General features: G+C 36.9%; 13 protein-coding genes and 1 riboswitch. Of the genes, 11 read left to right on the top strand and 2 right to left on the bottom strand.

From position 1 onward, the window contains the following. The first annotated feature begins 6 nt into the window (after nucleotides 1-6). The 6 genes from SCA31_RS16090 to SCA31_RS16065 all read left to right on the top strand — a co-directional run bounded on the left by SCA31_RS16090 (nucleotide 7) and on the right by SCA31_RS16065 (nucleotide 5,942). Nucleotides 7-330 carry a DNA-directed RNA polymerase subunit omega gene (locus SCA31_RS16090; RefSeq protein ID WP_002983982.1) on the top strand — a complete coding sequence of 108 codons (324 nt, stop codon included), beginning with the start codon at nucleotides 7-9 and terminating at the stop codon, nucleotides 328-330. 124 nt (nucleotides 331-454) lie between these two features. Further along, the gene (coaBC, locus tag SCA31_RS16085) at nucleotides 455-1,660 is read left to right on the top strand and encodes a bifunctional phosphopantothenoylcysteine decarboxylase/phosphopantothenate--cysteine ligase CoaBC (RefSeq protein ID WP_410697963.1); all 1,206 of its coding nucleotides are present in this window, start codon (nucleotides 455-457) and stop codon (nucleotides 1,658-1,660) included. 36 nt (nucleotides 1,661-1,696) lie between these two features. Continuing rightward, on the top strand, nucleotides 1,697-2,599 hold the full coding sequence (locus SCA31_RS16080) for a DUF4835 family protein (RefSeq protein WP_410697962.1): 903 nt from the start codon (nucleotides 1,697-1,699) through the stop codon (nucleotides 2,597-2,599). After that, nucleotides 2,599-2,832: a hypothetical protein gene (locus tag SCA31_RS16075; RefSeq protein WP_410697961.1), complete on the top strand. Its 234-nt coding sequence runs from the start codon at nucleotides 2,599-2,601 to the stop codon at nucleotides 2,830-2,832. The genes SCA31_RS16080 and SCA31_RS16075 overlap by 1 nt, the downstream gene beginning before the upstream one ends. Before the next feature lie 318 nt (nucleotides 2,833-3,150). Continuing rightward, complete coding sequence (locus SCA31_RS16070) at nucleotides 3,151-4,800, top strand: DNA repair protein RecN (protein ID WP_410697960.1); 1,650 nt, start codon at nucleotides 3,151-3,153, stop codon at nucleotides 4,798-4,800. A gap of 203 nt (nucleotides 4,801-5,003) precedes the next feature. Continuing rightward, nucleotides 5,004-5,942 carry a Dyp-type peroxidase gene (locus SCA31_RS16065; RefSeq protein WP_410697959.1) on the top strand — a complete coding sequence of 313 codons (939 nt, stop codon included), beginning with the start codon at nucleotides 5,004-5,006 and terminating at the stop codon, nucleotides 5,940-5,942. 108 nt (nucleotides 5,943-6,050) lie between these two features. Here the strand turns inward: SCA31_RS16065 and fumC are convergent, their stop codons facing one another. Beyond that, nucleotides 6,051-7,445, bottom strand: coding sequence for a class II fumarate hydratase (fumC, locus tag SCA31_RS16060; RefSeq protein ID WP_410697958.1), 1,395 nt, complete (start codon nucleotides 7,443-7,445; stop codon nucleotides 6,051-6,053). A gap of 137 nt (nucleotides 7,446-7,582) precedes the next feature. Here fumC and SCA31_RS16055 point away from each other — a divergent pair, with 137 nt between their 5' ends. Further along, nucleotides 7,583-9,190, top strand: coding sequence for a fumarate hydratase (locus tag SCA31_RS16055; RefSeq protein ID WP_410697957.1), 1,608 nt, complete (start codon nucleotides 7,583-7,585; stop codon nucleotides 9,188-9,190). Nucleotides 9,191-9,284: 94 nt separating this feature from the next. Beyond that, nucleotides 9,285-9,569 carry a hypothetical protein gene (locus SCA31_RS16050; RefSeq protein ID WP_185126716.1) on the top strand — a complete coding sequence of 95 codons (285 nt, stop codon included), beginning with the start codon at nucleotides 9,285-9,287 and terminating at the stop codon, nucleotides 9,567-9,569. 92 nt (nucleotides 9,570-9,661) lie between these two features. On the opposite strand, the gene SCA31_RS16045 is transcribed toward SCA31_RS16050, so the two are convergent. Next, nucleotides 9,662-10,522: a helix-turn-helix domain-containing protein gene (locus SCA31_RS16045; protein ID WP_410697956.1), complete on the bottom strand. Its 861-nt coding sequence runs from the start codon at nucleotides 10,520-10,522 to the stop codon at nucleotides 9,662-9,664. Nucleotides 10,523-10,667: 145 nt separating this feature from the next. On the opposite strand from SCA31_RS16045, the gene SCA31_RS16040 reads away from it, so the two are divergent. From SCA31_RS16040 to SCA31_RS16030, 3 genes are all read left to right on the top strand, one after another. Next, complete coding sequence (locus SCA31_RS16040) at nucleotides 10,668-11,720, top strand: T9SS type A sorting domain-containing protein (protein ID WP_410697955.1); 1,053 nt, start codon at nucleotides 10,668-10,670, stop codon at nucleotides 11,718-11,720. 169 nt (nucleotides 11,721-11,889) lie between these two features. Continuing rightward, a riboswitch (SAM riboswitch) is annotated at nucleotides 11,890-11,995 on the top strand. A 93-nt stretch (nucleotides 11,996-12,088) separates the two neighbouring features. Further along, complete coding sequence (locus tag SCA31_RS16035) at nucleotides 12,089-14,533, top strand: TonB-dependent receptor plug domain-containing protein (RefSeq protein WP_410697954.1); 2,445 nt, start codon at nucleotides 12,089-12,091, stop codon at nucleotides 14,531-14,533. A gap of 7 nt (nucleotides 14,534-14,540) precedes the next feature. Continuing rightward, on the top strand, nucleotides 14,541-15,869 hold the full coding sequence (locus SCA31_RS16030) for an APC family permease (RefSeq protein ID WP_410697953.1): 1,329 nt from the start codon (nucleotides 14,541-14,543) through the stop codon (nucleotides 15,867-15,869). Nucleotides 15,870-15,963 lie beyond the last annotated feature (94 nt).

Below are 15,963 nucleotides of genomic sequence, written 5' to 3'. Positions count from 1 at the left end.
CTCAAAATGAGTGTAAAAGATACAAAAGCAGAAGTAAATACTATCACTTACGATAAGGATAAGATTGAAGATAAAGTAGGTTCAATCTATGAAGCTATTGTTATCATGGGAAAGAGAGCAGAGCAAATCAATGCGGAGATCCGTACGGAGCTTCACAACAAATTAGATGAATTTGCTGTTCACAATTCTACATTAGAAGAGGTTTTCGAAAACAGAGAACAAATTGAGATCTCTAAGCATTACGAAAAGCTTCCAAAGCCAACTTCAATTGCTATTGAAGAATGGTTAAATGACGATGTGTATTTCAGAAAAACAGAAGAGAGAAAATAATCATCTGTGTTTTTTATAAACGAAGGTCATAAAAGAATTCTGTTCTTTTATGACCTTTATTGTTTTAAACCCTTATTATGGGAAAAAATAAGTATTTTAGTGTTTCAAAAAAAATTAAAGCTAAATGAGTGTTTCCGGTAAAAAGATACTTATCGCCGTTTCAGGAGGAATTGCAGCTTATAAAGTTCATTTTCTGATAAGGGACTTTATAAAGAAAGGGGCTGAAGTACAGGTAATAATGACTCCCGATGCAGAGCATTTCGTCACCAAATTAAGTCTGTCAACATTATCCAAGAAACCTGTTTATTCTGATTTTTATAGTGATAACGGAACCTGGAATAGTCATGTGGAATTAGCCTTATGGGCAGATGTCATGATTGTGGCTCCCTGTACAGCAAATACATTAGCTAAAATGACTCATGGGATGTGTGATAATCTAGTTATTGCAACTTACATGTCGGCAAAATGTCCGGTGTTTATTGCTCCTGCAATGGATTTGGATATGTACATCCACCCATCCACGAAGAAAAATTTGGAACTCGCTGAAAGCTTTGGTCATACAATCATTCCTGCAGAAAATGGTGAACTGGCGAGCGGGTTGATAGGACAGGGGAGAATGGCGGAGCCCGGTACTGTTTTTAATGCTATTGAAGATTATTTTACAATCAATACGACGTCAAACAGTCTTGAGGGAAAAACAGTCCTGATTACTGCCGGACCTACTTATGAAGCCCTTGATCCGGTAAGGTTTATAGGCAATCACTCTTCAGGGAAAATGGGATTCTCTCTGGCTGAAGAAGCTTCAAGAAGAGGAGCAAGGGTAATCCTGATCTCTGGTCCAAGCTCTCAAACTCTTCATGATAAAAAGGTAGAACTCCATAAAGTAACTTCAGCCAAGGAAATGTTGGCTAAGGTATTTGAGTTCTATGATAAAATAGACATTGGTATTGCAAGTGCTGCAGTTGCAGATTATGCTCCAAAAGAGATTGCCAAGGAGAAAATCAAGAAAAATGATGAAAATCTCACCATTGAGCTGGTTAAAAATCCGGATATCCTTAAAACAATGGGAGAAAAGAAAACCCACCAGTTTTTGGTAGGCTTTGCCTTGGAGACTCAAAATGAAGAAGAGAATGCAAAAGGAAAGCTGGAAAAGAAAAACCTTGATATGATTGTTTTGAACTCTCTGCGTGATGAGGGAGCCGGCTTTAAGAATGATACCAATAAAATCAAGATATTTACCAAGACAGAGAAAAGAGAATTTGACCTGAAGTCGAAAGGGGAAGTTGCAAAGGATATTCTCAACTTTATGGAATCTCAGCTTTTAAAATAATTTTAATAAATTTCCGTTCTCAATTTTTAATAGACAATGAAAAAAATTATAAGTTTATTTTTTCTGTTTTTTATATGTAACCTTGGTTTTTCTCAGGAATTACTCGCTACGGTTCAGGTAAATTCCCAACAGATAGGAGGAAGTAACCAGCAGGCATTTAAGTCACTGGAAAAAAGCCTTAGAGACTTTATTAATAATACCAGCTGGACAGGAAAGAAGCTGCAGAATTTTGAAAAGATTAAATGTGGCTTTGCCATTGTGATTTCAGAAAGAGATGTAAATAAATTCAAGGGAACGATTGTAGTGCAGGCTGTACGTCCGGTTTATAACACAACCTATGAATCTCCTTTACTCAATCTTCAGGATCAAAGATTCGGTTTTGAATATATTGAGAATGAAAATCTTATTTTTAATGAAAGACAGTTTTCCGGCAAAAACCTTACAGATGTCATCAGTTTCTATATTTACCTTATTTTGGGATATGATGCAGACAGCTTTCAGTCAATGGGAGGAAACCCATGGTTTGCAAAAGCTCAGCAGATTGCTCAAAATTCTCAAAACAGGAACTATGACGGATGGAATACCATTAATGAACCAAGAAGCCGTACAATACTAATCAATGAAATTATCAATCCTAACTGGAGCCAGTTGCGTTCTACAATGTATACGTATCACAGATCAGGAATGGATAACCTGTTCAACCAGGATCAAACCGCAGGCAAGAAAGTGATTTTCGATGCCCTGATGCAGCTTAAAAGATACGAAAACTCATTCCAGCAGGGGTTTTACTTCAACCTGTTTATGGATACTAAAAGTGATGAGATCTTCAATATTTTCAATTCCGGAAATAATGGTGGGCTTATTCTGAATGATTTAAAACAAAACATGATTATTCTTTCACCGAAAAATGCTGATAATAAGTGGAATAAGTGGAAATAATGGGCAATCGGGGAAAGATTGAAGATATTATTGACAAAACACTTAATCTTTGGATTGAGAATGGTCTCAATATGCTTCCTTGTAATATTGAAGAAGAAATGCTTGCCCCAGACAGTCTGATGAAGAATGGAAATCATGGCTTCCTGTTAAAAGTTCCATTACTGAAACTGAACTTCAGGAATTTGAAGCTGAGAACAGATTTATTTTTTCCGAAGATTTTAGAGTATTTATAAAACATAAACATTTTTACGAGCTTCATATTTCAGAAGTTTCGTTTTGTTCACTACCGATCAATAGCTGGAGAACTTCTCTCCGTGAAATGATGTTTGATACCTATCCAAGAGAATTTCTTTTTGACAAAGGATACGCACCCTTTGCCGTCTTCAGTGATTGGGGGCTTTTGAGTATCAATACAAAAACTTCTATGAACTGCTTATTGAAATTTCAAAAAGTATAAGTACACATATTAATCGACATTTGCCATTTCTGCTTTCATTAAAAAAACTTATTTTTACCATTCAAACTCCAATTGGATTATAACCGGATTATCAATGCTTTCGAGAATTTACATTAAAAACTTTGCCTTAATTGATACCTTAGAAGTATCATTGAAAAATGGTTTACAGGTAATAACCGGTGAAACAGGAGCTGGGAAATCCATTATTCTGGGAGCGCTGCGACTTATTTTGGGAGAAAGGGCGGATGTAAAATCCATTGCCAAGACCGAAGAGAAAAGTATTGTAGAAACAGAGTTTGATCTTAACAATCAGTTTAAAAAGTTTTTCATTGAAAATGATCTGGATTATGAACATCAGACCATTATCAGAAGAGAAATTCTTCCATCTGGAAAATCCCGTGCATTTATCAATGACGTCCCCGTGACGCTGGATGTCCTTAAGGGGCTTTCTTCCCAACTGATTGATATTCATTCCCAGTTTGAAACATCCAATCTTTTTACGTCAGAATATCAATTTAAAATTATCGATGGACTTTCTGAAAACAAAAAGATGATAGAAGAATATCAGCAGGAGTTTTTGGATTTTCAGAATCTGAAGATGCTGCTTAAAAAATTGAAGACACGGCTTTCAGAATCTACCAAAGAAAGTGATTATAAAGAGTTCTTACTTAACGAACTGGAAGAATTAAAATTGGATGATGTAGACTTTGAAGATGTTCAGAATCAGTTGTCTATTCAGGAAAATGCAGGGATGATTTCTGAAAATGTGGGACAGATTCTATCAAGGTTTCATCAGGAGGAAATTGGGATTCTGTCTTTCTTTAATGAAGCAAAAGCGAAGCTTTCCAGAATCGCTGAAGTCTCTACAGGTTTTGCAGAGCTTGACCAAAGACTTGAAACATCTTTTGTAGAGCTGAAAGATATTATTTCTGAGCTTGAGCATGAGGCAGAGAAAGTAGAAATCAATCCTGAAAATCTTGTATCCCTTACAGAACTGAACAATAAGATCAATGCGTTATTCCTTAAGCATAATGTTTCAGATCTTAATGAACTGATAGAAATAAGAAACGAATTAGCAGGGGACCAGAAAGGAGCTTCAGAATTGGAGTCACAGATTGCTGAAACGGAGGAAAATATTTCTAAAAAAGAAAAAACACTTCAGACACTTGCTGAAAAACTTTCTAAGAATAGAAAAAAAAATGTTCCTGTCTTTATTAAAAAAGCAGAAAGTCTTCTTAAAAAATTGGGTCTTGAAAAAGCAAAAGTTGATATAGAATTGCAGGATGCTATAGAATTTAATCAATTTGGAAAAGAAAATATCCAGCTTCTATTTCAGGCCAACTCAGGTTTTCCATTAAAGCCGATCCAAACAGCAATTTCAGGAGGTGAAAGATCAAGGGTAATGCTTGCTGTGAAGAAAATTATTGCAGAAAGTGACGAATTACCTACCTTGATCTTAGACGAGATTGATACCGGAGTTTCAGGAAAAGTAGCTGAGGAAATCGGAAATCTTATGCGTGAAATGTCTGAAGATATGCAGCTGATCGTGATCTCCCACCTTGCACAGGTTGCTGCTAAAGGAAATGATAACTATAAGGTCGTAAAGCAGGATATTGCCGGAAAAACCCAGTCTACCATTATCCCTTTAAGTGATGAAGATAAACTGAACGAAATTGCTCAATTGCTTTCAGGAAGCAAGATTACAGAGGCAGCCCTTGCACAGGCAAAAGAGCTGATTGGCTAATGATGTAATATTCTCTGTCCAAAATTATTCTGAGAGTCATTTTAAAATTTAAAAATCTACGGAAGAAAGCATACTCTTTAGCTCCCGAAATACATTTACGTTTTGGAAGCAGCCCTATTTTTAAGCATTAAAAATTAAAGTTTTTTTATCGTACACCCTTGAATTCTCTGATAAGTTTAAATAACTTTACTACAAAAAGATAGATGAGTACGATAGAATCACAAAATGTAACTGATTATCCTAACAGTAATACCATCTTTATGGTCTGGAAACTTCATGATAGCCTCCAGCTAAAAGATGCTTTTCAGAATCTATGTGCTTTGGTGCTAAACCTTAATAATTCGGGTTTCAACAGATTTCCGGACAGCAGGGTAAGTTGTGTGATGGGAATAGGCGCTGAAGCCTGGAAAAAACTGGAACTTCCGACGCCATTACCGAAAGAGCTGGTAAATTTTGAAGAAATAAAAGGCGAAAAACATACTGCTGTTTCCACATCGGGAGATCTTCATTTTCATTTAAGAGCAGACAACAAAAGCCTGATCTTTGATATGGCCATTGAAATATCAAAGGTATTGGGTTCAGTGGCGGAAAGTATCTTGGAAATTCATGGATTTAAATATTGGGATGCAAGATCTATCCTTGGTTTTGTGGATGGTACAGAAAACCCCCACGGAGATGATCGTGATTATTTTGCAAAGATCGGAGACGAGGATCTTCCATATAAAGGAGGAAGCTATCTGTTCGTTCAGAAATATCTTCACAATATGGACGCCTGGAAAAGCCTTTCCACAGAAGATCAGGAAAAAGTAATAGGAAGATCCAAGGAAAATGATATTGAAATGTCTGATGGTGTAAAACCATCCAATTCCCACATTGCCTTGGCTAATATTGAAGGTGAAAATGGGGAAGAGTTAAAGATTGTAAGAGACAATATGCCTTTTGGAAATCCTTCCACCAATGAGTTTGGCACTTATTTTATCTCCTATGCAAGTACGTTTACCACTACAAACAAAATGCTGACGAATATGTTTATTGGAAATCCTCCTGGAAACTATGACAGAATATTGGATTTCAGTACAGCAGTTACAGGATCACTTTTCTTTGTTCCTACCAGAAATATGCTGGATGATTTCTCAGGATAAATATAAATGATAAAATAGAGGTACTGTTACATCATTCTAGAAACTCTGACTGATATAAAAAGCCCCGAAACTTTCGGGGCTTTCTACTATTTAATCTATATTCTAAAATTATTTTAAACTCCCAACCATATCTTCCGGTTTTACCCATTCATCAAATTGTTCAGCTGTTAAAAGCCCCAGATTGATGGCTTCTTCTTTTAACGTTGTACCGTTTTTATGGGCTGTTTTTGCAATTTTTGCAGCATTTTCATATCCAATGTGAGGATTTAAAGCTGTTACAAGCATTAATGATTTGTCAACAAGCTCTTTAATTCTCTCATGGTTTGGTTCAATACCTACTGCACAGTGGTCGTTAAATGAAATACACGCATCAGCAATTAATTGTGCAGATTGCAGGAAGTTATAAGCCATTACCGGTTTGAAGACATTCAATTCGTAATTTCCTTGAGTTCCTGCAAATGAAATGGTAGTATCATTTCCCAGAACCTGAGCACAAACCATTGTTAAGGCCTCATTTTGAGTAGGATTTACTTTTCCGGGCATAATGGAAGATCCCGGTTCATTTTCAGGAATATGAATTTCTCCGATTCCGGAACGTGGTCCTGATGCCAGCAATCTGATATCCTGAGCAATTTTAAATAACGAAACAGCAAGTTGCTTTAATGCACCATGACTTTCAACAATGGCATCATGCGCTGCCAATGCCTCAAATTTATTCTCTGCTGTTATAAACGGATGATTGGTAAATTGGGCAATATATTCAGCCACCTTTACATCATAACCATTGGGAGTATTTAATCCTGTCCCCACAGCCGTGCCTCCAAGAGCAAGTTCAGCAAGGTGCGGCAAGGTATTTCTTAAGGCTCTTAAGCCAAATTCCAATTGAGCTACGTAACCCGAAAACTCTTGTCCCAATGTAAGCGGAGTCGCATCCATTAGGTGGGTTCTTCCGATTTTTACCACATCCTTGAACGCTTTGGATTTTTCAGAAAGGGTATTTTTCAATTTCTCAACCGCAGGAATGGTTGTCTCCACTACTTTTTTGTAGGCAGCAATATGCATTGCAGTAGGATAAGTATCATTAGATGACTGAGATTTATTGACATCATCGTTGGGATGAATTTCAGATTTATCACCTAACGTTCCCCCATTATTAACGTGTGCTCTGTTGGAAACAACTTCATTAACGTTCATGTTTGACTGCGTTCCGGAACCCGTCTGCCAGATCACCAAAGGAAATTGATCGTTAAGTTTTCCCTCCAGGATTTCATCACAAACCTTGGCGATCATATCCCTTTTTTCAGGAGGAAGTACACCCAGGTCAGCATTGGTATAAGCTGCTGCTTTTTTTAGAAAGGCAAAAGCTTCAATGATTTCATGAGGCATTGATCCCTCAGGGCCAATTTTAAAATTGTTTCTTGAACGCTCTGTTTGTGCACCCCAAAGCTTGTCTGCAGGTACTTGCACCTCTCCCATGGTGTCTTTTTCTATTCTGTAATTCATTGTGATTGAAATTTTTATAAAGTTACTGATAACCGAAGAAATTCACAATTTATAATCATTATAAATATCAATCTTAATGACTGATTTTGCTCATATTTTTTAAGAGGAGCCGTATTTTTGTACAAACAAAAAATTGAATGGATTTTAGATATCAGGATCCGTATCCGATTCAGAAGGATGATACGGTGTATAAAAAACTTACATCAGATTATGTAAAGGTTGAAAAACTGGGTGACAGAGAAATTTTGACAGTTGACCCAAAAGGATTGGAATTATTGGCTGAAGAAGCTATGGCAGACGTTTCCTTTATGTTACGTTCTTCACACTTGGAGAGCCTTAAAAGAATCATTGATGATCCTGAAGCTACAGATAACGATAGATTTGTTGCCTACAATTTACTACAGAATGCTGCCGTAGCCGCAGAAGGAGCTCTTCCTTCTTGCCAGGATACTGGAACAGCTATTGTAATGGGTAAGAAAGGTGAAAACGTATACACCGGAGTAGATGATGGTGAATTCTTAAGCCGTGGGATCTTTAATACATACCAGAAAAGAAATCTAAGATATTCTCAGGTAGTGCCTTTAACAATGTTTGACGAGAAGAATTCAGGATCAAACCTTCCGGCACAGATCGATATTTATGCTAAAAAAGGAGATTATTATGAATTCCTTTTCCTTACAAAAGGAGGAGGTTCTGCGAATAAAACATTCCTATACCAAAAGACAAAATCCTTATTGAATGAAAAATCTCTTGAAGAATTTATCAAAGAGAAAATTTCAGATTTAGGTACTGCAGCTTGTCCGCCTTATCACTTAGCATTGGTGATCGGAGGTACTTCAGCAGAAGCCAACCTTGCTGCAGTGAAGAAAGCTTCAGCAAAATATTATGATAACCTTCCTACAGAAGGAAATGAAGCGGGGCAGGCTTTCAGAGATCTTGAATGGGAAGCTAAAGTTCAGAAAATATGTCAGGAAAGTGCCATCGGAGCACAATTTGGAGGAAAATATCTTACTCATGACGTAAGAGTAATCAGACTTCCGAGACATGCTGCTTCTTGTCCTGTAGGAATGGGTGTTTCTTGTTCGGCAGATAGAAATATCAAAGGAAAAATTACAAAAGAAGGAATTTTCCTTGAGCAATTGGAACAAGATCCAAAGAGATTCTTACCTGCTACGCCACCACATTTGGAAGAAGCTGTTGAAGTTAACCTGAATAAGCCAATGCCTGAGATTTTGGCTGAGCTTTCAAAATACCCAATCAAAACAAGATTAAAACTAAACGGAACATTGATCGTAGCAAGAGATATTGCTCACGCTAAGATCAAGGAAATTATTGATAGCGGTCAACCAATGCCGGAATATTTCAAAAATCACCCAATCTATTATGCAGGACCTGCAAAAACACCGGAGGGGATGGCTTCAGGAAGTTTCGGACCTACCACAGCAGGAAGAATGGACGTTTATGTTGATGAGTTCCAGAGCCACGGTGGAAGTATGATTATGCTGGCGAAAGGAAACAGAAGCAAAGACGTTGCTGATGCTTGCAATAAATACGGAGGTTTCTACCTTGGATCAATCGGAGGACCGGCTGCCATTCTTGCGAAAGACAATATAGTGTCTGTAGATGTAGTAGATTTCCCGGAATTAGGAATGGAAGCCGTAAGAAAAATTGAGGTAAAAGACTTCCCTGCATTCATCATTACCGATGATAAAGGAAACGATTTCTTTGCCAATCTTGCCCACTAATTAGTTTAAAATTAAAATAAATTAGAAAATAGAGTCTCTATCTTTTGTGTAAACAGGAAAAAAGTTCTATTTTTGCCTAAAATCTTTAAGAGATATGATAACGATTTTATCAGCATTTTGGCCGTTTTACCAGTTCCTATGGACTGTATTCTTCATTACTATGTTCTTAGTGGGGTTCTGGTGTATTTTTATGTTCTTCGGATTAGTAATTCCAATGTGGCTAACTGAAGGTTTGAAAGAGTACTTCGGAAAAGTGAAGCCTTTCGATCCTGAAGATATCAGAAGAAAACTTGTTTCTGAGCAGGAGGGGGTAGAAGTAATCTACAGCCAGCCTAAAGGAAACGGACCTTTCATTCACGATCACGGACATCATCATTAATTGATTGTCATTGCTTTTTCACCTTAATTCTGAAAAAGTAATATCAAAGCAAAACAACATATATAAACCGCTTAATTTTTTAGGCGGTTTTTCTATTTATTATTTCTCAAGTGTTCCAGAGATACTCCAAACTTCTTTTTAAATGCGCGGGTAAAGTTTTGGATGTACTCATAGCCGCATTCAATGGCAATTTCCTTAATCATAATCTTCTTGTCGGTGATTAATTTTTTTGCCCTCAGCATTCTGAGTTCTGAAATATAGTGGGAAATGGTGGTGTGATATTCTGCCTTAAACTCCTTTCTGATCATATTCTGATTAACCCCCATGAGCTTCCCAATTTCTTCTGCCTTAATATTTCTGTGGTAATTTTCATCAATAAACTTTTTAACCATTTCAGGATTCTTAGAAGTTGATTCCATGATGTTTTTTTCATTGAACTGTTCGAAAATAAGAATCAGAAGTTTGATGATCTTGGCCTCAATAAATAATTTCTGCATCACTCCTTTTTTAGTATAACCTAATATTTCCTTTAATATCATATGCATTTCTACAGTCATATTCGGGGGAGTGGCTTTTTGGAGGAAAACAAAATTATTATGGATCATACTTTTCAATATTTCAGCTCCTTCGTCATTGGATTCAGAGTGAATTAGATTTGAAACATACCGATAGTTGAGCTGAATGTGTAAATATTTTAAGCTTTCCTGGTCCTCAGTCCATAGTTCGAAATTCCTTTGCAGAGCTGAATAATGAAGAATATATTGATTTTTTTTAAATATTAATTGTGTACCACAGTCATTAGCTTTCATATTGATGTTCGAACTCAATAAAAAAAGAAGATTAAAGCTAGATTGATCTTCATGAATAGATGATCTCGAAATCCTTTCAGAATCGGGGTCTTCCTGTATTACAATCTCGATGTTATCGGATTTGAACACTACTACACTTCTCATACAAGAAAATTTACGGTTACGGTACAACTTAAAGCAAATCCTCAATAGGATAACTAAAAGTTGGGAAATGATAACCCGGAATTAATTACGAGGAGTACTTTTGCGCAAAATTAAATTAAATTTAGAATAATTAAAAATAATATTTATGATCGGAGATTTATATTTTGCAGTAAGAAAACTGGGAGCAGGGATAATATTAATACTCATCACAGGAAGTACACTATATGCACAGCAGGGATCGGGAGTTCCCCAGAGCTGTAATAATACAGATCCTGGAAGTAATACCGGAGATGTTGGTTGTGTTACATTTACATATCAGGGTCAGCCCGTAACTTATACTACGGTACGTGGAGGAGACGGAAAAGTTTGGCTTAGACAAAACCTTGGAAGCTCAAGGGTTGCCAATGCAATCAATGATGCCGAAGCCTATGGAGACCTATTTCAATGGGGAAGATGGGATGACGGACATCAGTTGAGAAATTCATCTACAACATCATCTCCCATTATTAATAATCCAAAAGGGCTACAGGGAATAAATTCTTATATTACTGGTACTCCTGCTTGGTGGGAAACAAATGGAGCTGGAGATAAATGGATAGGATCCAACTCAACAGATGTGTCAGAGACCGTTGGTATTGATCCCTGCAAGGCAATAGACCCAGAATGGATATTACCCACACAGGCTGATTGGGCAAATATTCTCCCAATTGAGGGGATTACCAATCCTACAAAAGCTTTTGAAGGAAGTCTAAAATTGCCGATGGGAGGATTTAGAGGTTCTGAGGGAGGATTTACATTTGTAGGACAAAGAGGCTATTTTTGGAGCTCTAATGCTACAGGAACAGGTGGCAAATATCTATATATAGGAGCCACAATTACCAATGCTGCCGCAGGTGCACCAAAAGGGCAGGGAGCGTCAGTAAGATGTATTAAAACAACTGCCGGATTAGGTACCTCAGAAACTCATGTCAATCGTTCAGCCACTGATGTTTACCCAAATCCTACCAATGGAATTCTTATGGTAAAGACTGATTCTGGAATTGAAGGAGTAAAGGTTGTAAGTGCCGTTGGGCAAAGAGTTGCGGTATTGTTTTCAGATAATCAAATCAATATGAACGGACTTTCGCAAGGATTATATATGATTGAGCTAAAATTAAAGAATGGTCAATCTGTGTTTAAAAAAATCATGAAGAAATAATATTTTTTCAGGATCAAAATCAATAGTCTTTAGAATTTTCGTTCATACAAGATAGTTCATTACAATTACTTTTATTGAAAGGCTCATGAAATTTTTCATGGGCCTTTTTTCTTATCAGGCTGCACGTGCCTTTTTTGGATATTTAAAAAAATAGTCTACCTTTGCAGTAGATTTATCAAGAAAGGTGGAGGGATTTGGCCCAAAGAAACCTTAGCAACCAACACGATTCCAGAAGTGTAAAGGTGCTAATTCCAACCCGATGGGGGAGATAAGTGAAGTCAATATTCTTAATATGAATTCCATTTCTTGAAGTCTTGTGTATCTGCAGAATGTTCTGTGGAGAATAGTATTAATTGGCAAGAATAAAGATGAAAAAACTAAGTATAGCTGTAGTACTGCTTGGGACAATTTTAGTTGCAGCCCAGGAGCAGGAAGAAAAAGGAAAACAAATTGAGGATATTATTATCGTAGGAAACCGTAGTGCTAAAAGAACAAAACTGGATACTCCGGTTCCCGTAGATGTTATCAATATAGATAAAATTCAAAAATCATCACCGCAAATGACAGCTCAGGATCTCCTGAATTATGTTATTCCTTCCTTTAATTCTGTAAGACAGTCTGCTTCCGATGGTACAGAGCATATTGATCCTGTGACCTTAAGAGGAATGGGGCCAGATCAGGTTTTGGTATTGCTTAATGGGAAAAGAAGACATACCACCTCTTTGGTGAACTACCAGAATACAGTTGGGAACGGTTCTGTAGGAACAGACTTAAGTACTATTCCTATTATTGGCATTGAAAAAATTGAAGTTTTAAGGGATGGGGCTGCGGCACAATATGGTTCAGATGCCATTGCAGGAGTTATCAATATCATCCTTAAAAAAAATACCGGAGCTTCAGCAAGCTTAACCTATGGATTAAGTGGAAGAAATGATGGAGATACCTATCAGGCAGGTATCAACTATGGCGCTTCTTTAGGGAAAAATGATGGTTTTGTGAACCTTTCATTACAGTTAAGCCACCGCGGAAAAACAACAAGAACTCAAAATCATGACCTTGATATTTTCGGAAACAATTTTGCGTATGAATTTGCTGATAACCCAGATGTTGCAAGAAAAAATGATGATGACATCATCAGAGAAAGAGGGTTGACACGAGATGATTTTAATTTTCAGGTTGGAGATGCACAAATCAGGCAGGGGCAGCTGTTTTTTAATTCAGAATACCCTTTGAATGATCAATTTAAATTGTATTCATTTGGAGGTTTCAGTATCAAGGAAGGAAATGGATATGGTTTCAGAAGACTTCCGAGTGAAACCTCTAATGTCGTTTCATCTATCTATCCCAATGGTTTTCAGGCAGTCTTGGGATCTCAGATCTATGATATTTCCTACGCTGTAGGGGCAAAATATAATGTGAACAATTGGCTGCTTGATCTGAGTAATACATTTGGCAGCAACACATTCAACTATAATATTAGTAATACCAATAATGCTTCCTTAGGAACAAAATCACCAACTCGTTTTTACGCTGGTGCACATAGTTTCCTGCAAAATACAGTTAATCTGGATGTTTCCAAAAATATAAAGAATTTCAATATAGCATTTGGTGGAGAATTCAGGTTTGAACAATACCAGATTAAGGCTGGAGATGAAGCTTCTTATGCCCAATATGATGTCAACGGAAACATTGCTGCGGATGGATCTACGGTGAGCGGAGTAGGAGGAGCACAATCTTTTATTGGCTTTTCTCCACGTAACGTATTGAAAAAGGACAGGCATTCAACAGCGGTATATGCTGATTTTTCATATGATGTAGATAAAAAATTAAATATAGATGTTGCTGGAAGATTTGAAAATTATTCAGACTTTGGAAATAGCCTGAACGGAAAACTGGCAATAAGATATGAATTTGTGAAAAACTATGCCGTAAGGGCTGCTGTAGGAACAGGATTTAGAGCACCATCACTTCAACAGCAGTATTTTAACAATTCCTATGCAGATATTTCTCCCACCGGATTGAAGATTGTTACCAAAGGAATTTTTAATAATGACAGTAGAGCTGCTGATGTTCTTAATTTTGATCGTTTGAAGCAGGAAACCTCACTTAACGGAAGCGCAGGATTTACATTAAAACCAGCAAAAGGACTATTCATTACAGTAGATGGGTATATTATTAAAGTAAAAGACCGAATCGTTATTACAGGGAATATTACAGATCCAATACTATCTGATCCGAATGTAGTAGGGAAGGGAAATGAGGTAGAAAGCGGACGATTTTTCGCCAATGCCATAGACACAGAAACCAAAGGGGTAGATGTTGTGGTTTCCTATGATTGGAAATTGGGTGGTGGAAATTTGAATGTAAACCTTGCCGGAAATTATACAGAAACAAAGATTACAGACTTCCATTTTCCTGAAAATATAAATACCCCAAGAGATCAATATTTTGGTCCAGATCAGATTAATATTATTGAAACCCTTTCCCCAAAGACCAAAGCATCATTAGGTTTGAACTACGGAATAGGAAAATTTAATTTTCTCGTGAGAAATACCTACTTTGGTAAAGTTATAAGAGATGGTTTCCCTTTTGGAGAAGTTCAGGAATTTTCCCCAAAGGTAGTTACTGATATTAGTGTGGGATATGATATCACAAAAAATATCAACTTTACCGTAGGGGCTAATAATGTATTGGATGTTTTTCCGGATCTTCAGGTCTATAAAAATTCATATTATGGAGTATTCAAATATGCGCCGGTACAAATGGGAACGTTGGGAAGCTATTTCTTCGGAAGACTTAATTTTAACTTTTAATCATTAAATGAGCACTGCTTCACATCAGATCGGCTGGAAAACAGCTGCAGCCATCGTAGTTTCCAATATGATAGGAACGGGAATCTTTACTACCTTGGGATTTCAGCTCTCCGATATTACCAATACCTACAGTATTTTTCTGTTATGGAGTATCGGGGGAATTCTCGCTTTGTTCGGAGCTTTTTGTTATGCGGAATTAGGCTCCCACTTTAAGGGAAATGGTGGAGATTTCATCTATCTTAAAGAAACATATCATCCTTTATTTGGATATTTAATAAGCTGGATTTCCCTGATCATTGGGTTTTCAGCACCCGTTGCGCTGGCGGCATTGGCAATGTCGAAATACCTCTCCGTATTTGATTTTTCCTTTGGAAACGGTTTTGCCATTGTAGCAATTTTTTTGGTAGCCATTTCCTTGTCATTCAGTTTAAAAACCTCAAGCCGATTTCATAATTTCTTCACGTTTATTAAAATAGCCTTTATTATTGTACTGGTTATTTTGGGGGTTGGGCTTTCAGAATCCCCTCAGATTGGAAACAGCCTGAATTTTAGTGATAGTTGGCAGAACGAAATCATGCTTCCTGCCTTTGCAACTTCGCTGGTTTTTGTTACCTATTCCTATACCGGCTGGAACTCTGCTTCTTATATTGCCGGAGAAATAAAAGATGTTCAAAAAAGCCTTCCTAAGTCCTTGATCATAGGAACCGTATTTGTGACAGGAAGCTATATCCTTGTCAATTATATTATGCTGAAACATGCGCCCATAAGCCAGTTGGCAGGAAAAGAAGATGTAATGGGAGAAGCGGCTGTGAATATGCTTGGACTTTCCTTTGGGAAAATTGTTAATATTTTCATTGCGTTACAGCTTATTGCCACCATCAGTGGTTACTTATGGGTAGGGTCAAGACTTACACAAGCCTTTGCAAGAGATACTTACCTTTGGAAGCCTCTTTCGGCAGGAAATAAAAAAGGAATTCCGGTAAGAGCTATTTTTGCCCATGCTGTGATTGCTGCCGTTATTATTTTAACAGGAAGCTTTAAAGAGATCTTTGTTTATACGGCATTTATTCTTCAGTTATTTGCAAGTCTGGCAATCTCTACAGTATATTTCCTTAAAAAGAAAGACCGAAAAATCTTTAAATCCAATGCCTTTTATATTTTTCCAACCGTTTTTTTACTGTTCAGTGGGTATATTCTCTATTTTACATTTATCCATAATCCAAAGGAAAGTTTAATAGGACTGGCCATTATAGCTGTAGGGATTATTTTATATTTAATAGATAGAAAGCTTTCCAGAGGAGGTAAAGAAGAAATTGATAACATCAAAAGTGAATAAGCTCCCTATTTTATACTTTTAGCCTATTGTTCAAAAATTTATACTTTAATTTTGAATTAATAATTCTTATCTTTGCCCCCACAAAAATTCCATA

The organism is Chryseobacterium sp. SIMBA_028, assembly GCF_046535285.1.
In the GTDB taxonomy this organism is placed as follows: domain Bacteria; phylum Bacteroidota; class Bacteroidia; order Flavobacteriales; family Weeksellaceae; genus Chryseobacterium.
The sequence above is the reverse complement of the archived record's forward strand: the minus strand, read 5'-3'. Positions and strand labels throughout refer to the sequence as shown.